Origin of the sequence: Pseudomonas sp. MSSRFD41 (assembly GCF_014230245.1) — a bacterium.
GTDB lineage: Bacteria > Pseudomonadota > Gammaproteobacteria > Pseudomonadales > Pseudomonadaceae > Aquipseudomonas > Aquipseudomonas piscis.
In genome coordinates, this window is the sequence record NZ_JACKZK010000006.1 from 108,191 (window position 1) to 129,922 (window position 21,732).

The window sequence follows — 21,732 nt, forward strand, 5'->3', positions numbered from 1 at the left end:
CTCTTGTTCTGCAGGGTGGAGGTTCAGGACAACGCGGCCTGTATCGCGCTGTCGAAGGGCAGGGGCGGCATGGCCAGGGGCGCCGTCTTGGTAAAAGGCAGGTCCCAGTACGGCGGGCTGCCGATCGAACGTTTCAGTTCGTTGATGAACAGGCTCGTCTTGGCCGGGACCACGCTGCCGCGGGCTCTCAGGGCATAGATCGCGCCATGCTGGGGAGCGCTCACGCTGTATTCATCGAGAAAGGAAACCAGTTGGCCACTGGCAATCTGTTCATGCACCAGCCAGGTTGGCGCATGAATGATGCCGATGCCCTGGAGGGCACCATCGACCAGCAACTCCGCGCTATTGACCGATAGCCGGCTATCGGGGGTGAGCTTCCTGAGCACTCCGCCGACCTTGAACTGCCAGCTGAGGGACAGATTGCTGCAACTGCTGTGGATCAGGCAGGCATGTTTGTACAAGTCGTCCAGGGTTTGCGGGCAACCGTGCTGCCTGATGTATTCGGGGCTTGCGCACAGCACGCGGCGCATGTCCGCGAGCCTCGAAGGGATCAGGTCGCTGTCCGGCAAGATGCCGAGCTTGATGCACACGTCGACATTGTCGGTCCTCGGATCGGCCACTTTGTCGTCGAGGGAGAAGTCGATCTTCAAACCCGGATGATGATTCAGGATCCGACTCAGCAAGGGGGCGACATGGCGTCTACCGAAGGCGACTGGAGCGGAAACCTTGAGTACGCCCATCGTCGAAGCCGTATGCTCTTTTACTTCGGCCCTGGCATGTACGATGCTCCTGGAGATGTTTTTTGCATGTTCAAGGAAGATCAGCCCTATATCAGTCAGTATCAAGCTCTTCGTTGAACGGTTGAACAGGCAGGTCTCCAGCTCTTTTTCCAGACTGTTTATTCTACGCATGACCGAGGAAGGGGGGATTCCAAGTAACCTGCCAGTCTCGGAGAAGCTACCCGTTTTGGTCACGGATATATAAAGGTCTATGTCATTGACAACGCCTAGCGCCTTCATTTCTAAATCCTTTTAGAACCTGTAGTGTCTTATTTTTGTAAGGACGGTTTACAGATAAATCATGTCCTCCTCCTTAGTAAGGCCAGCCTTTTTTTTTGTCAAGTCGCGCGGATTGTCGTTTTTATTGCGCTTGATGAAAATCAATACATAAGGTTTCAAAGCGGTACTGATGTTCCAGAACGAATCGTTGCTGCCCTTAAAGTATAGGGTGAGATTGCGCTATCCCGGAGAAATGAGCCTAGTGGCTAATTGCAATAGATGGCCGATCTATGCTTGGGCGGCCCTTCGGGCCAATGCCTGGCGGGATTTTTCTGTCATTTCGGTGAGATAGCGTTAGTTGTCATCCCAGTTGCCTTCACAAGGCTTATCACCTTTGCGAATGTGCAAAGGCGCTTTGCAAAACAGACTATTCACAAGTGCATTCTTATTGTTGATCTTGTACGGGTTTTTCCAACCCACGAGTGTCGACTTCAGGAGTGTACGTCTATGGACGGAGCGGAAATAAAGGAACGAATTCGTCGTTACATCATGGAGGACTTGATCGGACCAAGTGCGAAAGATGACGAACTGGATGACCAGACTCCACTACTTGAGTGGGGCATTCTCAACTCAATGAATATCGTCAAGCTGATGGTCTACATCAGGGATGAAATGGGTGTTTCGATTCCAAGTACGCACATTACCGGCAAGTACTTCAAAGATCTGAATGCAATATCCAGAACAGTCGAACAATTAAAGGCCGAGTGCGCATAACAGGGAGTGTGCAATGAACGATCATGATTATGACGTAGTAATTATCGGGGGCGGGCCAGCCGGTTCGACGATGGCCTCCTACTTGGCCAAGGAAGGGGTCAAGTGCGCGGTGTTCGAGAAGGACCTGTTCGAGCGCGAGCATGTCGGCGAGTCGCTGGTTCCTGCCACCACTCCGGTATTGCTGGACATCGGCGTGATGGAGAAGATCGAGAAGGCCAACTTTCCGAAGAAGTTCGGAGCGGCTTGGACTTCGGCCGACTCGGGCCCTGAAGACAAGATGGGCTTCCAGGGGTTGGACCATGATTTCCGTTCAGCGGAAATCCTCTTCAACGAACGCAAGCAGGAAGGCGTCGACCGCGATTTCACCTACCACGTCGATCGCGGCAAGTTCGACCGCATCCTGCTGGAGCATGCCGGTTCGCTGGGGGCCAAGGTGTTCCAGGGAGTGGAAGTCGCCGACGTCGAGTTCATCAGTCCAGGCAATGTCATCGTCAACGCGAAGCTGGGCAAGCGCAGTGTCGAGATCAAGGCGAAGATGGTAGTCGACGCCAGTGGCCGTAACGTATTGCTGGGCCGGCGCCTGGGCCTGCGGGAAAAAGACCCGGTATTCAACCAGTTCGCCATCCATTCCTGGTTCGATAATTTCGACCGCAGGTCGGCGACCCAGAATCCGGAGAAGGTCGACTACATCTTCATTCACTTCCTGCCACTGACCAATACCTGGGTCTGGCAGATTCCGATCACCGAGACCATCACCAGCGTCGGTGTGGTCACGCAAAAGCAGAACTACACCAACTCCAATCTTTCGTACGAGGAATTCTTCTGGGAAGCGGTCAAGACCCGGGAAAACCTCCATGACGCTCTCAAGGCGTCGGAGCAGTTGCGCCCATTCAAAAAAGAGGCGGACTACAGCTACGGCATGAAGGAAGTGTGTGGCGACAGCTTCGTCCTGATCGGCGATGCCGCGCGGTTCGTCGATCCGATCTTCTCCAGTGGTGTCAGCGTGGCCTTGAACAGTGCGCGTATCGCCAGCGGCGACATCATCGAGGCGGTGAGGAACAACGACTTCCAGAAATCCAGCTTCACCCGCTACGAAGGCATGATCAGGAATGGCATCAAGAACTGGTACGAGTTCATCACTCTCTACTACCGCTTGAACATCCTGTTCACCGCGTTCGTCCAGGACCCACGCTATCGCCTGGATATCCTCCAGTTGCTCCAGGGTGACGTCTACAGCGGCAAACGCCTGGAAGTGCTGGACAAGATGCGCGAGATCATCGCCGCTGTCGAAAGCGATCCGGACCACCTCTGGCACAAGTACCTGGGCGACATGCAGGTCCCCACCGCCAAGCCTGCTTTCTAGGAAACGACACATACCCCAGTCGAAGGAGATGACTGAATGGATGCCCGTGCGCCCATGGATTTTGAACCCATTGCCATCATCGGTAGTGGTTGCCGCTTCGCCAAAGGCGCAACGACTCCCGAAGCATTCTGGCAACTCCTTCGTACTGGGACCGATTTCATCGGACCGGTACCCACTCAGCGCTGGGACTCGGAGGCAATCTACGACGAGTCCGCCGCGCAAACCGGTACGACCTACTGCAAGGTCGGGGCGTTCTTGCAACATGTCGATCGCTTCGACGCCCATTACTTTGGCATCTCGGCCTCCGAGGCCAGGGAAATGGACCCCCAGCAGCGCCTGTTGCTGGAAGTCGCCTGCGAAGGCGTAGCGCGTGCCGGCATGACTCGCGAACAGCTCAAGGGCAGCCGCACCGCGGTATATGTGGGGATGCTGGGCATGGACTACCTGGCACTGCATTCACGCGAGGCCGGGGTCGGGCAGATCGATCCCTACTATGCCGCCGGCAAGGAGTTCAGCTTCGCCGCCGGGCGTATCGCCTATCACCTGGGGGTGCATGGCCCGGCCATGACCGTGACCACGGCCTGCTCTTCGTCCTTGGTCGCCATGCACTTGGCCTGTCGTGCCTTGCAAGCCGGTGAAGCGGACCTGGCTCTGGCGGGCGGGGTGAACCTGATGCTGGCCCCGGACCTGACGATCTACATGAGCCAGATCCGGGCGATTTCCCCCAGCGGGCGGTGCCGGGTGTTCGATGCCGCCGCCGACGGCATCGTCCGAGGCGAAGGTTGTGGAGTCGTGGTGCTCAAGCGCCTGGCGGATGCCATGCGCGATGGCGATCCGATCCAGGCGGTGATCAGGGGCTCGGCCATCAACCAGGATGGCGCCAGCGCTGGCCAGACCGTACCCAATGCCAACGCCCAGGCCGCGGTGATCGCCGAGGCGTTGCAGGTCGCCGGGTTGTCGGTGGACGACATCGACTACATCGAGGCCCATGGCACCGGCACGCCCCTGGGCGATCCCATCGAGTTGTCTTCCCTGGCCCGGGTCTTCCAGGGCCGTGAGCGCTCGCTGATGGTCGGGTCGGTCAAGGCCAACATGGGCCACCTGGACGCGGCGGCCGGCATGGCCAGCGTGCTCAAGACCATGAAGGTCCTGGAGCATGCCGAGGTTCCCCCGCAACTGCATCTCACGCGCTTGAACGAGCTGGTGGACTGGAAGCGTTCCATGCTCTGCATCCCCACGACGCTCGAAGCCTTGCCCAAGCGCTCGCTGCTGGCCGGAGTCAGCGGTTTCGGACTCAGCGGCACCAATGTCCACATGATCCTGGAAGACGCCAGCGCCTATCGCCAGGCTCGCTCGCAACAGGTGCCCGCGGCGCGGCCTCGGCCCTGGATTCTCCCGGTGTCGGCCAAGTCCGCCCAAGGCGTGCCGGACCAGGCCAGGGCCTATGCCGGCCAGTTGCCAGAGCAGGATGACCGGCAGCTGCAAGCTTTCGTCGCCAGCGCGCTGCATCGCCGGGAACATTTTGCCTTCCGTCGTGCGGTGGTCGGTGTCGATGGTGCTCAGTTGAAGAACCAGCTTGCACAGCTGACGGTCCCCTGCGCGGCATGCGCCACGGACGAGGAAAGCGAACCAGCGGCGGTCTTCGTCTTCACCGGACAGGGCGCCCAATGGGTCGGCATGGGCCGGGACCTGTTGGAGCGTGAACCGGTGTTCCTGTCGATGATCCAGCGCTGCGACCAGGCCATGGCGCAATGGGCGCACTGGTCCATCGAGGCCGAATTACGCAGTGCGCAAAGCGCGTCCCGGTTGCACCTCACCGAGTTCGCCCAGCCGTGCATCTTCGCTATCCAGGTGGCGCTGGCCGAGTGTCTGGGCCAATGGGGCGTGAGGCCCGCCGCTGTGGTCGGGCATTCCATGGGCGAGGTGGCTGCCGCCTATTGCGCCGGAGCCCTGGACCTGGAATCGGCGGTACGGGTGATCCACTTCCGCGCCCAGGCCATGAAAGGCACCTTGGGCCGGGGCCGCATGCTGGTGGTGGGGCTGGCGGCGCAACCGCTCCAGGCGCGCTTGGCGGAGGACCGGCAGTTGGAGCTGTCGGTGGTCAATAGCCGCACCAGCTGCGTGGTGTCCGGCAGCCCCGAAGCGGTACTGGAGCTGGATCGGCAGTTGCGCGAGGAAGGCGTCTTCACTTACCTGATGCCGGCCGAATATGCCTTCCACTCCTATCAGATGGATGCCTGCCTGGAAGCCATCCGTTCGGGGTTGGACGGCCTGGAGGCTGTACCGGCATCGATCCCCTGGGTGTCCACCAGCGCCATGCCTGACGTCATGGCGCTGGCCGACGCTCAGTATTGGCTCGACAATGCCCGTGGCACCGTGCGCTTCGACCGGGCCATCGAGCACCTGGTCGACCAGGGGCACCGGTTGTTCGTCGAGCTCGGCCCGCACATGGTGTTGGCGGCCTCGATCAACCAGGCCTTGGCCGACCGCGGTGTCGAGGGGCTGGTCTGCGGGGCCCTGCACAAGCAGGGCGACGCCGCCACCGAGTTGGCCACAATCCTCGCTCGACTGTACGAGCAGGGCGTGAAGCTCGACTGGCAAGCCTATCAGCCCAAGGAACAGGCCATCGACCTGCCGGCTTATCCCTGGCAGCACGAGCGTTTCTGGTTCACCCCCGCGCCGGTGGCGCCCCTGGTCGAGCCATTGGCGGACCTGCGGGCGCAAGTGGTGGTCTATGACGCCCAGGGCAATATCCGTGCCCAGGCCCGCGATGTGCCGCTGAGCCAGCCCGGGCAGCCGGAACCTGCGTTGCAGGTGGCGATGCCGGTTGCGGTACGGGAGCCGGCGAGGACCGCCCTGGCCATCGACGTGCCCGGCCAGATCAAGGCCTTGCTGAGCGAAATCATCGGTGCGGCATGTGTCGACCCGGACCCTGATCGCGGTTTCTTCGAGCTGGGCCTGGACTCCATTTCCCTGGTCGAATTCAAGCGCAAGCTGGAGCAGCGCCTTGGCCTCAAGCTCTCGGCGACCGTGGGTTTCGACCATCCCACGCTCAACCGGTTGAGCCACTATCTGCAAGGGTTGTTGTCCAGCCAAGCGCAAGCCACGCCGGCGGGCACTGAGGGCGAGCCTGGAAACTCAGCCGCGAGCGATTGCCCGGCGCAGATCGCCGTGGTGGCCATGGCCTGTCGGTTTCCCCAGGCCGACAGCCCCGAGGCGCTTTGGCAACTGCTGCTCGAACAGACCCCGACCGTGGTGCCAGTACCCCAGCAACGGTTGATCGGTGCGGCGGCCAGCGATGGCTTCCCGCGCTTTGCCAGCCTGATCGAGTGCCCTGAGGGGTTCGACGAAGATTTCTTCCGGATTTCCCCCAAGGAGGCCCGTAGCATGGATCCGCAGCAGCGCCTGCTGCTGATGGTGGCCTGGGAAGCCTTGGAGCGGGCCGGCCTGAGCCAGGAAAAACTGCTCGACCAGCGGGTCGGAGTGTTTGTCGGAGCCAACTCCCATGACTACGAAGCCAGGGTCCTGAACTGCCCCGAAGGCGTGGATGCCAACTACGGCACCGGCAGTTCGTTTTCCGCCATGTGCGGGCGCCTCTCGCATTTTCTCGGCGTGCGCGGGCCGAGCCTGACCGTCGATACCGCCTGTTCGTCATCGCTTGCCGCCATCCACCTGGCCTGTAACAGCCTGCGCAGCGCAGAGTGCGATGTGGCCATCGTTGGCGGGGTGAACGTCATTGCCTCGGCGTCGATCTTCCAGTCCATGGGCCAGGCCGGTGCATTGGCGGCGGACGGTATCAGCAAGACTTTCGATGACCGTGCCGATGGTTATGGCCGGGGAGAAGGTTGCGGCGTGGTCATTCTCAAGCGCCAGGCCAACGCCGAACAGGATCGGGACCCCATCGTCGCCACCATCCTCGGCTCGGCGATCAACCATGACGGTGCCTGTGCCGGCCTGACGGTTCCCAACGGACCGGCGCAGGAGGCGCTGGTCAGGGACGCACTGGCCCGTTCGGGGGTGCGGGCCGAGCAAGTCGGCTACGTGGAGGCCCATGGTACCGGCACCGTGCTCGGCGACCCCATCGAACTCAATGCCTTGCATAACGCCTATCGCCAGGGGTGCGCCGAGGGCACGCCGGCGCTGACCGTCGCCTCGGTCAAGGCCAATATCGGCCACCTGGAGGCAGCCGCCGGCATCGCCTCGCTGATCAAGGCCTGCCTGGTGGCGCAGCGGGGCCTGGTGCCGCCGCAGCCCCATCTGCATACCGCCAATACCCGAGTGGCGTGGGAACAGATGAACCTCAAGCTGCCGCGCCAGGCCGTGGCCTGGCCGGAACCGGCCGAAGCGCGCATTGCCGGGGTCAGTGCCTTCGGCTTTACCGGCACCAACGTGCATGTCCTGCTCAAGGGCCACCGGCCGCTACCGGTCGCGCCCCTGTCGGACGGCGCCGAACCTGTGGCCTTGTGCCTATCCGCGGCCACGCCGGCGGCCTTGTCGGCCCTGGCCGGTCGTTACCTGGCCTTCCTGGCCGAGACCGGGCATGCCGCCCAGGAGATCTGCTCCAACGCCCTGGTGCGCCGTACCTGGTTCAAGGAACGCCTGGTGGTCCATGGGCGCAACTGCCAGGAATTGCGCGAGGCGTTGCAGGCCTGGCTCGAGGGCTCTTCAGCGATTGGCGACAAGGTCTCATGCGATGAGCCCTGGGCGCTCCTGGCCGACGCCTTCATGCGCGGGGACCGGTCGTCCTGTCCCGAGCGCTTGCCAGAGGGGCATCGGGCACTCGAGCTCCCGGGCTACCCCTGGCAGCTCAACGACTACTGGATCGAGACCGTCGCCCCGGCGTTGTCCGGCCCGTCGTCGCGAGCACTACCGGCCCATCCCTGCCTGCATTCCCTGGCACGTCCGACGGGCGACATCTGGTACTGGTCCGCGGTGCTCGATCCGCAGGGTGACTACTACGAGCCCCTCGCTGGCCGGGGCCAGGGGCTCAAGCCGTACTGGCTGCTCGATGCGCTGTTGCAGGCCATCCGCGAAACACCACGGGGCCCGCAGCAGATTCGCGACCTGCGCATTGCCCGCGTGGGCCTGGCCACCGGGCAACCTCTGATCTCGCATCTGACCCTGCATCTCCAGGCGTGCGGTGCCACGTTCGAGCTGGCCGTGCAGGGCGTCCATGACGAAATCCGCCACGTGTGCATGAGCGGAACGCTACAGGATTGCGAGATGCACCTGCCGGGCGAGTTGCAAGTGCCTGGCGAACAGCCTTTGGAGCTATCCGAAGAGGGCTTGCCCGGATTGTCGGCAAGCTCGGCGGCAGGGCCGCGACAAGCCTTGAGCCACTTCGCGGCGTCCCTGGCGCCGGAGCAACGCCAGGCGGACTTGCTGGAAAACGCGATCAAGCTCTTCGAGGGTGCCCATGCCGCGGCCCTGCTCGGGTTTGCCCGGGTCCAGGTGCTTGCCGACCTGCCATCAAGCCTGAGGGTCGTGCTGGCTCCTGGGGCGGATGGCCAGGCGGGCTGCCTGCAAGCTTTCGATTTGCAGGGCTGCCGGGTCGCTCTGTTCGAGGCTCCACTATTGGCCGAACCTGGTTCGCGGTACCTGGCCGAGATCGCCGAGGCGGCCCCCGAAGTACCGATGATCCGCCGGGAATGGCGCGACTATCCGTTGCCCGAGGCCAGCGAACCGGCTCCGGGACATTGGCTGGTACTGGCGTGTCAGGCCGAGGATGCACGCCCGCTGGAAGCGGCCTGCCAGGCAGGGCATTGCCCGGTCGAGGTCATCGCCTTGCAGGACGACACACAGCCGTTACCGCAGCGGCTTGCCCAGGTGTTGCGCCGGGTCGGCGCGGACGCTGGCTGTCGTGGGCTGGTAGTGCTCGGCACCACCGGTACCGGGGTGGGGCAAGGTGGCCTGTCGCCGGCGCTGCTGGCCGGCACCGACTTCATGCAGGCCCTGGCCGCCGCGACGGCGAGCAGCGCCAAGCCCGCCAAGCCGATCTGGTTTGCCGTGGCCGGCAGCCAGGCCAGTGAACCGGTGGCGGCCGTGATCCACGCCGCATGGCAAGGTGCGGCGCATATCTTCGCCATGGAACATCCGGCCTGGTGGGGTGGCCTGGTCAGCCTCGATGGACGCGACAGCAGAAGCTACGCCAGCCTTTGCCAGCTGCTGCGGGGACAACCCAGCCATGACCACCTGGCGATCGAGGGTGTTCGGGTCCGGGCCCAGTACCTGGTGGAGGAGCCAGCCGCTGGTGTATGGCCGCTGGACCTGCCACCGCTGGCCGGAACGGTACTGATCCACGCTTGCCCCGGCAGCGACCTGGAACCGGTGTTGCTGGCGCTCGCCCGGCGCGGCGCCCAGCGCGCGTTGCTGCTCAGCCAGGCCCCGGACCAAGTGCGCAGGCCGCAACCGACGCCGCTGCCGCTGTCGACAGTCATGCTTGCGCAGGAGGGAGACTTGGCCCTGGCGCAGCTTCTTGGCTCACTGCGGGCACAGGGGCCTATCGCCGGATTCGTTCATCTCGGCACCGACTGGCGCACCGTGGCCCTGGCCCAACCGGAGTTCGGTTCCCAGGCGCGGGCGCTCGCCCGCCAGCTTGAAGTCCTGCAACAGATCCACCAGGCGCTGGACGACCCTCGGGCGTTCTTCCTGATCATCGGCAGCGTCACCTCCCTGCTCGGCGGTGCGGGTTTTGCCGCCTGTGCCATCGCCGATGCCTATGCCACCTGGATCCACGATCAGCGCCGCCGCCAAGGTCTTGCTTGCCAACTGCTGCAGGTGACGCAAAGCGAGCGCGAGCTGGAGCACGATGCCAACGCCAGGGCGGCGCTGCAAGCCAGTGGGCTGCAACCGCTGAGCCAGGTTCGAATCGAGCAGGGCATCCTGCGCCTGCTCGAGGGCGGTCATGGCCCACGCGGCCTGCTCGACGTCCAGTGGCCGCAACTCAAGCGCCTGTACCAGAGCATCCTGCCTTGGCCGCTGCTGGAGCACGTAGGCATGCAGGACATCGAGCAAGGCCCGCGCCTGGACGCGTTCGCCGGCATGCCTCCCGCGCGCCAGCGCCGAGCGATGCAGGCGCTGGTCTGCGAAATGGTCGGGCAGGTGCTGGGCATCACCGATGGCCGGGACCTGGACGTACGCAAGGGGTTCTTCGACATGGGCATGTCCTCGGTGATGTCGCTGGATCTGCGCGCCAGGCTCAACCGAGCACTGGGCATCGACCTGCCGTCCACCTTCGGCTTCGAGTACACCTGCATCGAGCAGGTGACGAATTACCTGGTGGACCAGCTCCTGGAGCCCGCACCGGTTGTCGCTGCCGAGCCCGGCGCGCAGGCAGCGCAACAGCAGGACCTGAATCAACTGTCCCGGGCCGAGCTGATTGGCGCACTCGAGGATGAGTTGCGGGAACTGGCCAACTACTAGCCCGGCAGTTGCGCGCCAACTGCCAGAGAATCATCGATCGAGGCCTTTTATGGATAACGATATCCGCGATGTAAGCAAGGACCAGCTGCAAGAGAGCCTTGCTCAGGCGATCACCACCATCCGTGCGCTCAAGGACAAGGTCGCCGGCAAGTCCCAGGCATCCGGCGAGCCCATCGCCATCGTCGGCCTGGGTTGCCGGCTGCCGGGCAACGCCGATAACCCCAGGCGCTTGTGGAACCTGTTGAAGAACGCCACCGATGCGGTGGGCGACATGCCCAGCGACCGACTCTACGGTACCGACTACTACGATCCCGATCCGCAGGCGCCCGGCAAGGCCTATGTCATGCGCGGTGGGTTCATCGACGCGGTGGACCAGTTCGACCCGACTTTCTTCGGCATCTCGCCAAAGGAGGCGCAAGGGATGGACCCGCAACAGCGGCTGGCCCTGGAGGTGGCCTGGGAGGCCCTGGAACATGCCGCTATCGCCCCTGACAGCCTGCACGACAAGAAGCTGGGAGTGTTCATGGGCGTCAGCACCAATGACTACGTGCGCCTGCGCCAGCAACTGGGCGTGGCCGAGGACGTCAATGCCTACCAGTTCTATGGCGAGACCAGTTTCGTCGCCGGGCGCATCGCCTACACCCTGGGCTCGAGGGGGCCGGCGGTAGTGCTCGACACTTCGTGTTCTTCGTCCCTGGTGGCCCTGCACCAGGCCTGCAACAGCCTGCGCAATCGCGAGAGCGACGTGGCGCTGGCCGGTGGGGTCAACCTGATCCTGTCGCCCTACGGTTTCATCCTGGTCAGCAAGCTGCGCGCGGTAGCGCCCGATGGGCGCTGCAAGACCTTCGATGCCGCGGCCGATGGCTATGGGCGTGCTGAAGGCTGCGTGATCCTCGCCCTCAAGCGCCTGGGCGATGCGGTGCGCGACCAGGATCCGATCATGGCGGTGATCGAGGGCAGCGCGGTCAACAACGACGGGGCCAGCAGTGGGATCACGGTGCCCAATATCCATGCCCAGGAGGAAGTCATCCGCCTGGCGTTGGGCCAGGCCGGGCTCCAAGGCCCGGAGGTGGACTATGTCGAGGCCCACGGCACCGGCACGGCCCTGGGCGATCCGATCGAACTGCGGGCACTGCATGCCGCGCTGGGTCAGCAGCGTGATAGCGCGGCACCGCTGCTGGTCGGTTCGATCAAGGCCAACATGGGGCACCTGGAGCCAGTCGCCGGGGTCACCGGGCTGGCGAAGATCCTCTTGTGCATGCAGCAGGAAACCCTGGTGCCGCAAGTGCACTTCCATAATCCCAACCCTCGGGTGGAGTGGGATCGCCTGGCCCTGAAGGTGGTCACCGAGGCCACGGCCTGGCCGCGCCAGGGCAAGGCGCGGCACGCCGGGGTCAGTTCGTTCGGTGTCACCGGGACCAATGCCCATGTGGTGGTGGGGGACCCGCCGCCCAGGACGCGCGCCGCGGGACGTGGCAGCCCCTGGCAGCTGTTGACTATCTCGGCCAAGGGCGAAACTCCGCGACGCCAGGTTGCCGGGCGCTACGAGCGTTTCATCGCCGAGCATGACGAACTCGAATTGCGCGACCTGTGCTACACGGCGAACCTGGGCCGCGCGCATTTCGGCCATCGCTTCGCCGCCGTTGCCGATAGCCGCGAAGGGCTGCGCGAGCAGCTGGCGGCTTATGCATCGCGCAAGATCATCGGCAACGTCTTCGACGGACGCTGCCAAGGGGCCGGCGAGGGGCTGGTCATGCTGTTTCCCGGCCAGGGTTGCCAGTACCGCGGCATGGCCCGGGACCTGTACGAGCACGAACCGTTCTTCAAGGCACGGATCGACGAGTGCCGGGCCTTGCTCGGCCCGATGATGGAGGTGGATCTGCTCACCCTGGTGCTGGACGATTCGGCCGCCAGCGAAGGCTACCTGGAGCAGACCCGGTACGCACAGCCAGCCATATTCGCCGTCGAGTACGCCCTGGCTCGCCTGTGGATGCACTGGGGAATCGCCCCGGATGCGGTGTTCGGGCACAGCTTTGGTGAAATCAGCGCCATTTGCGTGGCTGGGGCGATTTCCCTCGCCGATGCCTTGCGCATGGTCGAGGCGCGTGGTCGCCTGGCGCAGCAACTGATGACCGCGGGTGGGGCGATGTGCGCCCTGGGCATGGGCGAAGAGCAGTTGGCCGCAGTGCTCCGGGAGTCGCCGGGAACCAGCGTCGAGCTGGCCGCGGTCAACAGCCCGCAGGACGTGGTGGTAGCGGGGCCGCAGGCCGAGGTCCGGGCCCTGGCCGAGCGCCTGCGCACCGGTGGTTGCAAGGTGCGCGAGCTGGCCGTGTCCCATGCCTTCCACAGCGCCGCCACCGAGCCGATGCTCGAAGCATTCCGCGAGACGGTGAAGCAGCTGCGCTTCAGCGAGCCACGCATGCCCGTCATTGCCGGCGTCACGGGGCAGGTGCATACGTTGTCGAGCCTGAGTTCGCCTGACTACTGGTGCATGCATACCCGCCAGGCCGTCCGGTTCAGCGCTGGCATCACTACCTTGCGTGAAGCGCTGTCGATCGGGACTTTCCTCGAAGTGGCTGGCGATGCGGTGCTGACGCCGCTGGTCGGTCGTGACGAAGGGGCGCAGGAGATGCTGGCCATTGCCAGCATGCGTCGCACCGGCGAGCCCTCGCGGGACCTGCGTATCGCTGCGGCGCAGCTCTATGTCGCCGGCTACGATCTGGACTGGGCGCGACTGCACGAACACGACGGCGCGTTGCGCCAACCCCTGCCCAGCTATGCGTTCCAGCGCCAGCGCTACTGGTTCGACGTGGCCCAGGGCGCATCGGCCGGCGGCTCGTCGGCCCAGCCCGGTTCTTCGGGCTTGCTGGGGCACCCGGTCAAGGCACCGACCCCGGCGTTCGAGGCGACCCTGGACAGTGCCCGGCTGCAGGCGCTGGGCGCGCAGTGCCGCGAGGACCTGGTGGTGCTGCGGCCCACTCGGTTGCTGGCGCTTCTCACGGCCGAGATCATCGACCAGCTGCAATTGGAGTCCTGTGTCGTCAGCCTGGCAAGCATGCCCCGGGCCCTGGTCATGCATCCGGATGACCAACTGAACCTGTTCACCGAACTCAAGCCGCTTGCAGGCTCGGCCTGGGAAGTGCGCTGCTTTGCCTTGAGCGACGCGGCCAAAGCCGCCACTGCCGATTGGCAAGCGGTCTTGTCGCTGACCTTGGATGCGCACCCCGACGGCGCCGGGTCGTTGCCGGACGCTGCCCAGGAGCCGACGCAGGAACCGGGGTTCGTCTACCACATGCAGCTGCCGGCGGAAGCCGAATGCCAAGGCAACCGCTTGGCCCAGATCCTGGAGTACCTCGGCCAGGCGATACCGGATAACGCGGGCGCAACGGTGGCAGGTATCCGGCGCTGGACGTGCACGCGGGCCAGCATGCACCAGGTACAAAGCCTGGCCCTGGTCGCCAGCCCGGCGGATCCGCAACAGTTCGATTGCATCTTGTATGGCAGCACCGGCCAGCCCGTGGGGCGGCTGGAAGGCGTGAGCCTGGACGTCGCTGGCGACGAGCAGGCACTGCGCGACACGCTTTGCCAGCCAGATGTGCTCTACAGCCTCGACTGGCTGGAGCGTCCGCGCAAACAGGCCGAGGCGCCCCGTCCGGATCGGTTGTTCACCCTGGTCGCGAGTTCACCGGAGCTGGCCCAGCCACTGGTCGAGCAGTTGCAGTCGGCCGGGCACCGAGCGTTGGTCATGTCGCCCCAGGCACTGCTCGAAGCCAGTCGAGTCGCCCTGGCCCAGGCCCCGGGCCAGTCACCTTCGCTGGACAGCCAGGCGCTGGCCGCCGAGATCGTCGTGCTCGACGGCAAGGGCGTCGTCGATGCCCATGGCACCAGCCTGCAGGAGCTGTCGAACCTGTCGGCGCAGCTGTTCCACCCGGTGCTGGAACTGGTCCAGGCGCTGATCGCCCTGGGCGAGCGCGGCGGCCGGCTGTGGCTGGTCACCCAGGGGGCGAACGCGGTCGGCCTGGAGCCCGGCCAGGCCATGCAGGTGGCGACGGTACCCTTGTGGGGGCTTGGCAAGACCATCGCCCTGGAGCATCCCGAGCACTGGGGCGGCCTGATCGACCTGGCTCCCGACGATCATGACTGGGCCCGGGCGTTGGCTGCACAAGTCATCGATCCCGATGGGGAAGACAAGATCTGCCTGCGCCCCGGCAAGCGTTATGTCCAGCGCCTGAATCACTTCAGTGAGGCTCGCTTGCCCAGCCGCGGTTATGTGCCTTGCGCCCAGGGTAGCTACCTGATCACCGGCGGCATGGGCGGGATCGGCCTGGCCATGGCCCAGTGGCTGCTGGACAAGGGGGCCGCCGAGGTGGTGATCACCGGCCGGCGTCCGCTGGAGCAGGTGGGCGCCGAGTTGGCGCGATTCGGTGCGCAGGCTTCGCAGGTTCGCTACGTGCAGGCCGATATCACCTCGCGCCAGGACATGCTCGGGGTATTCGCCGGGTGCGCAGCGCCAGGCCTGAAGCTCAAGGGCATCTTCCATGCGGCGGGTATCTCCATTCCCCAGGACCTCGGGGATATCGACAGCGAGAGCTTCGACCAGGTCATGCGGCCGAAGGTCCAGGGCACCTGGTTGCTGCATGAACTCTCCCTGGGCCAGGACCTGGACTTCTTCGTCATGTGCTCGACGATCGCCAGCGTCTGGGGCTCGCAACACGTGGCCAGTTATGCCGCCGCCAACCAGTTCCTCGATGGCCTGGCGTGGCATCGCCGCAGCCAGGGCCTGCAGGCGCTGGTGATCGACTGGGGGCTGTGGGCCGGAGGCAGCCACCTGTTCGACGAGCAGGTCCTGAACTTCCTCACCAGTGTCGGCCTGAAGCAGATCGTGCCGGCGCAGAACATCGGCCTGCTGTCGCGGATCCTGGCCAGCGGCATGACCCAGCTGGTGGTGTCGGGGGTCGACTGGAATCGCTTCAAGCCGTTGCTGGAGTCTCGCGGCCCGCAGCCCCTGCTGGAGTACATCCGCAGCCAGGCGCCGGTCGCCAGGGTCACCGAAAGCACCGGTGGCGACATTCTGGAGCGGCTCTCGGCCAGCGACGAGGCTGGGGTGCTGGCCTTGCTCGATGACTATGTCTGGGAGCAGTACGCCCAACTGCTCGGGGTCAAGACCGAGCAGGTGCGGGCCAAGCTCGAAGACGGCGGCAGCCTGATGGACTACGGCCTGGATTCGTTGCTGGTCATGGACATGGTGGCCCGTTGTCGCCGCGATCTGAAGCTGGAGATCAAGGCTCGTGAGTTTCTCGAATGCCCGGGCCTGATGTGGCCGGATTTCCTGGCCCGCTCCATAAGGGAACAGGGCTGCCTGGCCGAGGCCTGACGGGCCTGTGGCACCGATACCTGAAGAATGATCTGCCATTGAGGTGGTTATGAATGATGCGCTGTTTGGCCAGGTGCCAAACCATTACGACGTTCTTTTGGCTGGCAACAGTATCAGCGTGACGATGCTCGCTGCCTGCCTGGCCAGGAACGATGTCCGTGTCGGCTTGCTGCGCAACCGGCACCTGCCGCCGGACCTGACGGGCGAGGCGACGATTCCCTATACGTCGATGATTTTCGAGTTGATCGCCGACCGCTATTCGGTGCCGGAGATAAAGGATATTGCCCGTACCCGCGATATCCACCAGAAGGTCATGCCGTCTTCCGGGGTCAAGAAGAACCTCGGGTTCATCTACCACCAGCCGGGCCGGGCGGTGGACATGGGCCAGGCGCTGCAATTCAACGTGCCTTCCGAACATGGTGAGAACCACCTGTTCCGGCCCGATATCGATGCCTACCTGCTGGCTGCGGCGGTGCGTTATGGCGTGCAACTGGTGGAGGTGGAGGATGCCCCGCGGGTCGTGCTCGACGACCGCGGAGCCAGGGTCGCGGTGGCGCAGGGAGGGTGGGTCAGCGCCGACTTCATCGTCGACGGCAGCCCGGCCGGGCAGATGGTCGCCCGCCACGCCGGCTTGCCCTCGGAGGCCTGCACCTTGCAGGCCCGGACCCGGGGATTTTCCACCCATATGCTCGGGGTGGTGCCGTTCGATGCCTGCGTCGAAGACGATTTCCCCGGCCAGTGGCATGACGGCACGCTGCACCATGTGCTCGAGGAAGGCTGGGTCGGCATCATTCCCTTCGACAACCACGCGCATTCGCGCAACCCGCTGGTCAGCGTGCTGGTGTCGGTACGCGAGGATGCTTGCCAGGGCGCTGACGGCGACCAGGTGCTGGCTGGGCTGGTCGACAAGTATCCCGGGTTGGCCAAGCACCTGGGCGGTGCCCGGCGAGTACGGGAATGGACGGTTCGCGAGCCGCTGCGCGAAGTGTGCCCTTCGGCGCTCGAACGCCGCTGCCTGATGTTCGACGAAGGCGCGGCGACCAACGACCTGCTGTTCTCGCGCAAGCTTTCCAATGGCGCGGAACTGGTGCTGGGCCTGGCCCATCGCTTGATCGATGCGGTACGCAGCGGGGATTACCGCAGCCGGGCGCTGCGCGAGTTCATCGTCACCCAGGACAGCATCATCAAGCTGAGCGATCGGATAGCTGCAGGCGCCTATGTCGCGTTTCGCGACCCCGAGCTATGGAACGCCTTCGCCCGGGTCTGGCTGCTGCAGTCGATCGCCGCCACCATCACCGCGCGCAAGGTCAACGATGCTTTCGCCAAGTCCCTGGACCCACAGGCTTTCGAGGAGATCGACCGACTGGCCGAGGATGGTTTCTGGATGCCGCTGTACCAGGGGTACAAGGATATTCTCAACACTACGCTGGACCTTTGTGATGACGTCCAAGGCACCCAGGTTTCTGCGGCGCACGCTGCAAGCCGCATTTTTGCGGAGTTGGCCAAGGCCAGTTTTGTTCCGCCTATTTTTGATTTTGCTAATCCTCACGCTCGTGTCTATCAACTGACCACCCTGCGAAAGCTCAAGGCGCTCTGGTGGGGCCTGATGCAGGTGCCTTCGGAGGTCGGCCGGCTGATCTTCTATCGATCCTTCAGAAAACCTTCCATGCGCAAGGAGAGTTGAAATGGACTTCAACTATGATGTCGCCCAGAAAAAACACGTCGCCATGATTGCCGAGCTGTGTGCCGGCCCGCTGGCCGAGAGTCGCAACCCGCATTCGAGCTACTTCACCGCACAGCAGTGGGCGGCCTGCGGCGAGGCGGGCTTGCTGGGCTTGTCGATTCCCCAGGAGTACGGCGGACAGGGCCTGGGGGCGCTGTCGACGGCCATCGCGATGCATGCCTTCGGCCTGGGCTGCACCGACATGGGGTTGGTCTTCGCGGCTGCGGCGCACCAGTTCGCCTGCGCCATGCCCATCGCCGAGTTCGCCTCGACGCAGGTCAAGCGCGAGGTCCTGCCCAAGCTGGCCAGTGGCGAGTTCATCGGTTCCAACGCGATCACCGAACCCGAAGCGGGCTCGGACTCCAGCAACCTCAAGACCCGGGCCTGGCCCCAGGCAGACGGCAGCTACCGGCTCAGCGGCCACAAGAGCTTCGCCGGCAATGCGCCGATCGCCGACATCTTCGTCACCTATGCCACCAGTAACCCCGAGTACGGCGCCCTGGGCGTCAGCGGGTTCGTGGTGCAACGCAATACCGCAGGCATCAGGGTCAGCGATCCATTGGCCAAGGTGTGCCTCAAGAGTTGCCCGGCCGGCGAAGTGTTCTTCGACGATTGCCAGGTTCCCGAAGCCAATCGCCTGGGGGAAGAGGGGCAGGGCCGGCAGGTGTTCCAGAGTTCGATGGGCTGGGAGCGTGCCTGCCTGTTCGCGGGATTCCTGGGAATGATGGAACGGCAGTTGGAGCAGGTCATCGAGCACGCCCGGACCCGGCGCCAGTTCGGCAAGGCCATCGGCGACAACCAGGCGGTCTCGCACCGCATCGCGCAGATGAAGCTGCGCCTGGAGTCGGCCCGGTTGCTGCTGTTCCGGGCGTGCTGGGGCATGGACCAGGGCGATCCGGGGCAACTGAACATCGCCTTGTCGAAGCTGGCGATCAGCGAGGGGGCGCTGGCTTCGAGCATCGATGCGATCAGGATCTTCGGCGGCAGGGGCTGCCTGGAGTCCTTCGGTATCGAGTCGATGCTGCGTGATTCCGTCGGCACCACGATTTTCTCCGGCACCACCGACATGCAACACGAGATCATCGCCCGGGAGTTGAAGCTATGAGGCTGCTACATGAACGGGTGATGCATAGCGCTGCGCGTTATCCGCAGCACTTGGCCGTGGTGGACGAAAACCAGGGACTGAGCTACGAAGCGCTGGAGGCGAGGACCCGGGAATTCGTCGCCATGTTCTGTGCCCTGGGGGTGCGCCAGGGTCAGCGGGTCGTGCTGTGGGCACACAAGTCGGTCGACCTGGTGGCGGTGATGCAGGCCGCCTTGCGCTTGGGCGTGGTGTACGTGCCGGTCGATCCGATGAGCCCGGTGGCGCGTCTGCAAAAGATCGTCCATGACTCCCAGGCAGTGCTGCTCATCTGCACCGGTGCGCGCCTGGAGGAACTCGTCGCTTCCGAACTGCAGCAGGTGCGCTGCGTAGTGCTGGACGATGCGGCCGACGCGCGCCACTGGCGCAATATCGAGGCCGGTTCCTGTGTGGTGCCGTCACTCGAGATCCAGCCCGATGACCTGGCCTACATCCTCTATACCTCCGGCTCCACCGGCGTGCCCAAGGGGGTTTCCCTCAGCCATCGCAACGCCCTGGCATTCGTCGACTGGGCGTGCGCCAGCTACGGCTTCGAGGCGGGCGATCGCTTCGCCAACCATGCGCCGTTTCACTTCGACCTCTCGGTCCTGGATCTTTATGGCGCGCTCAATAGCGGCGGGACGGTCTACCTGGTGCCCGAGTCCAGCGCCTACTCTGCGCGATTGCTGACCGAGTTCGTCAGGCTCCACGAGATCACGGTGTGGTATTCGGTGCCCTCGGTGCTCATGCTGATGATGCAGGACGGCGACCTCCTGAGCGATCTGCAAGGCACCTTGCGGGTCGTGCTGTTCGCCGGCGAGCCTTTCCCGATCAAGCACCTGCGCGAACTGCGTGGCGCCTATCCCGATGTGCGCCTGGCCAATCTGTTCGGTCCCACGGAAACCAACGTGTGCACCGCGTTCGAGGTGACTGCCATCGATCCCCAGCGCCTGTTGCCGGTGCCCATCGGCACTGCGGCGTCCGGCAACCGCATCTGGGCGCAGAAAGACGATGGCAGCCCCTGCGCCGTTGGCGAAGAGGGCGAACTGATCGTCCAGGGCCCCACGGTCATGCTGGGTTATTTCGGCAAGCCAGCGCACCAGGGGCCCTACAAGACCGGTGACATGGTCAAGCAGTTGGCGGACGGCAACTACGAATACCTGGGGCGGCGCGACGACATGCTCAAGTTGCGTGGCAACCGCATCGAGCGCGGGGAGGTGGAGGCCGCGTTGCTCGCCCATCCCCTGGTCAGCGAGGCGGCGGTGCTGGTGAGCGGGGAGGGAATGACCGCCCAGTTGTGGGCTGTGCTGGTTCCCCAGGGCCAGGCTCGGCTGTCGATCATCGATCTCAAGCGCCACTGCGCCCAGCGCCTGCCGCGCTACATGATCATCGACCGACTGCTGTGCCTGGAGGCGCTACCGCGCAACGCCAACGGCAAGGTCGATCGCTTCGCCCTGGCCCGGCGAGTGGAGGGCTGAACATGCGGACTGCGTCACGCCTGGACCAGGAGTTGTGGTTTCCCTATGCCAGCCGGCCACGGGGCAAGATGCGCCTGTTCACCTTCCCCTACGCCGGGAGCGGGGCATCGGTGTTCCATCGTTGGTTCCTGCCGCTGTACGACCAGGTCGACTTGTATGCGCTGCAACTGCCGGGACGGGAAGGGCGCAGCCGGGAAGCCCCTTATGTCGACCTGCAGGTCGCGGCCCAGGCCGTGGCTGATTGCCTGGAGCAGTTCAGCGACGATATCCCCTGCTGTTTCTTCGGGCACAGCATGGGGGCATTGCTGGCGTTCGCGGTCGCCAATGTGCAGCAGCAGCGCCGGCAGCGCCTGCCCTTGCAACTGGTGTTGTCAGGCATGGTCGCGCCCCATCTGCCGCAGCGGGTGGAACCCTTGCACCAACTGCCCGCGCAGCAGGCCATCGCAGTGCTGCAAGCCATGGGAGGCGTGCCAGCGGTGGTGCTGGCCGAGGAAGACCTGATGCAGATGTACTTGCCCATCATCCAGGCGGATATCGCGATGGTTCATTCCTATGGCCGTGCCCACCCCGGGCCGTTGGAGGTCGGCATCACGTGCCTGAGCGGCGCCCAGGACTTAATCGCTCCGCCCGAACCCATGGGGCAATGGCGGGAGTACGCGGGCTGCGGTTTCGAGCAGTTCGTTTTTCCCGGCGGGCATTTCTTCCTCGATGGCCAGGTCATGTCCCGGGTGAAGGTTGTCCTGGGGGGCGCCCTGCACCAAGCGGCCGGCAGCCTGGTGAGTTGAGTGGCTCATGGGGCGATGGAAGCCAGGCCGGATCGGGCGAACAGTTTGAGGTGCGTTTTCAGGGCGTGCGCATCGTGCCGCAGCACGGCCTGCAATGGACTGGCCTGCTGGCGGTCGATCACCGCCAGCATCAGGCACGGTGCAATGATGCTGATGACACAGCGGGCCAGCGCGGGATCGCCGGGAGCGAAGCCGGTGATCTGGCTGATGATGGCCTCCAGCAGGCGGAACTTGGGCATCACTTCCTCTTGGATGAGGCTGGAAAAATGAACCGTAGGCGACAGTATTTCCCGGGCGCAGACCTTGCTTTGCCAGCTTTGCTCATCCAGTACCCGGTCGACCAGGGTGTCGATGAACACATCGAGCTTGGCCTGTGCCGGTTCCTCGCTGTGGGCGATGCGCGCCAGGATCTCGACGTCGACCAACTGCTGGTGCCCCTGGATCAGCACCACTTTGTACAGTTCCTCGCGGCTGCCGAAGTGGTAGTTGATGGCGGCCAGGTCGGCGCCGGCTTCTTCGCAGATCAGCTTGCTCGCGGTGGCGGCATAGCCGTGCTGGGCGAACAGCCGGGCAGCCACCTCGAGGATGCGGATTCTGGTGTGTTCGCCGTCGCTTCTGCCGGCTCTGCGTCGAGTGCTCATGGGGTTCCTCATGGTCGGGCATAGGGGGTTGCTTCACGGCCAGTATCTGTTATT

Annotated in this window: 10 protein-coding genes; 8 read left to right on the plus strand and 2 right to left on the minus strand. The window is 64.4% G+C overall.

The genetic code is table 11. The features are described 5' to 3' along the window. Nucleotides 1–23 precede the first annotated feature (23 nt). A complete protein-coding gene (locus H7A76_RS12270) occupies nt 24–1,019 on the minus strand; it encodes a LysR family transcriptional regulator (RefSeq protein WP_185698720.1) in 996 nt (331 codons plus the stop codon). Between the two features lie 486 nt (nt 1,020–1,505). Between H7A76_RS12270 and H7A76_RS12275 the strand changes: the two genes are divergently transcribed. From H7A76_RS12275 to H7A76_RS12310, 8 genes are read left to right on the plus strand one after another with little or no spacing between them, the layout of a single operon-like run. Beyond that, a complete protein-coding gene (locus H7A76_RS12275; RefSeq protein ID WP_185698721.1) occupies nt 1,506–1,772 on the plus strand; it encodes a phosphopantetheine-binding protein in 267 nt (88 codons plus the stop codon). Between the two features lie 13 nt (nt 1,773–1,785). Then, on the plus strand, nt 1,786–3,135 hold the full coding sequence (locus tag H7A76_RS12280) for an NAD(P)/FAD-dependent oxidoreductase (protein ID WP_185698722.1): 1,350 nt from the start codon (nt 1,786–1,788) through the stop codon (nt 3,133–3,135). Nucleotides 3,136–3,171: 36 nt separating this feature from the next. Beyond that, a complete protein-coding gene (locus tag H7A76_RS12285; RefSeq protein ID WP_185698723.1) occupies nt 3,172–10,557 on the plus strand; it encodes a type I polyketide synthase in 7,386 nt (2,461 codons plus the stop codon). Between the two features lie 49 nt (nt 10,558–10,606). After that, nucleotides 10,607–15,931, plus strand: coding sequence for a type I polyketide synthase (locus H7A76_RS12290; protein ID WP_185698724.1), 5,325 nt, complete (start codon nt 10,607–10,609; stop codon nt 15,929–15,931). Nucleotides 15,932–15,980: 49 nt separating this feature from the next. Beyond that, complete coding sequence (locus H7A76_RS12295; RefSeq protein ID WP_185698725.1) at nt 15,981–17,615, plus strand: NAD(P)/FAD-dependent oxidoreductase; 1,635 nt, start codon at nt 15,981–15,983, stop codon at nt 17,613–17,615. 1 nt (nt 17,616) lies between these two features. After that, nucleotides 17,617–18,759 (plus strand): L-prolyl-[peptidyl-carrier protein] dehydrogenase, encoded by a 1,143-nt coding sequence (pltE, locus tag H7A76_RS12300; protein ID WP_185698726.1) that lies wholly within the window; start codon nt 17,617–17,619, stop codon nt 18,757–18,759. Further along, complete coding sequence (gene pltF, locus H7A76_RS12305) at nt 18,756–20,252, plus strand: L-proline--[L-prolyl-carrier protein] ligase (RefSeq protein WP_185698727.1); 1,497 nt, start codon at nt 18,756–18,758, stop codon at nt 20,250–20,252. The genes pltE and pltF overlap by 4 nt, the downstream gene beginning before the upstream one ends. 2 nt (nt 20,253–20,254) lie before the next feature. Further along, complete coding sequence (locus H7A76_RS12310) at nt 20,255–21,037, plus strand: thioesterase II family protein (protein WP_185698728.1); 783 nt, start codon at nt 20,255–20,257, stop codon at nt 21,035–21,037. Between the two features lie 5 nt (nt 21,038–21,042). Here the strand turns inward: H7A76_RS12310 and H7A76_RS12315 are convergent, their stop codons facing one another. Then, nucleotides 21,043–21,678: a TetR/AcrR family transcriptional regulator gene (locus H7A76_RS12315; protein ID WP_185698729.1), complete on the minus strand. Its 636-nt coding sequence runs from the start codon at nt 21,676–21,678 to the stop codon at nt 21,043–21,045. Nucleotides 21,679–21,732 lie beyond the last annotated feature (54 nt).

Coding starts and splice junctions, on each gene's coding strand:
- H7A76_RS12270 (WP_185698720.1), bottom strand. CDS start 1,019: ATGAAGGCGCTAGGCGTTGTCAATGACATAGACCTTTATATATCCGTG.
- H7A76_RS12275 (WP_185698721.1), top strand. CDS start 1,506: ATGGACGGAGCGGAAATAAAGGAACGAATTCGTCGTTACATCATGGAG.
- H7A76_RS12280 (WP_185698722.1), top strand. CDS start 1,786: ATGAACGATCATGATTATGACGTAGTAATTATCGGGGGCGGGCCAGCC.
- H7A76_RS12285 (WP_185698723.1), top strand. CDS start 3,172: ATGGATGCCCGTGCGCCCATGGATTTTGAACCCATTGCCATCATCGGT.
- H7A76_RS12290 (WP_185698724.1), top strand. CDS start 10,607: ATGGATAACGATATCCGCGATGTAAGCAAGGACCAGCTGCAAGAGAGC.
- H7A76_RS12295 (WP_185698725.1), top strand. CDS start 15,981: ATGAATGATGCGCTGTTTGGCCAGGTGCCAAACCATTACGACGTTCTT.
- pltE (WP_185698726.1), top strand. CDS start 17,617: ATGGACTTCAACTATGATGTCGCCCAGAAAAAACACGTCGCCATGATT.
- pltF (WP_185698727.1), top strand. CDS start 18,756: ATGAGGCTGCTACATGAACGGGTGATGCATAGCGCTGCGCGTTATCCG.
- H7A76_RS12310 (WP_185698728.1), top strand. CDS start 20,255: ATGCGGACTGCGTCACGCCTGGACCAGGAGTTGTGGTTTCCCTATGCC.
- H7A76_RS12315 (WP_185698729.1), bottom strand. CDS start 21,678: ATGAGCACTCGACGCAGAGCCGGCAGAAGCGACGGCGAACACACCAGA.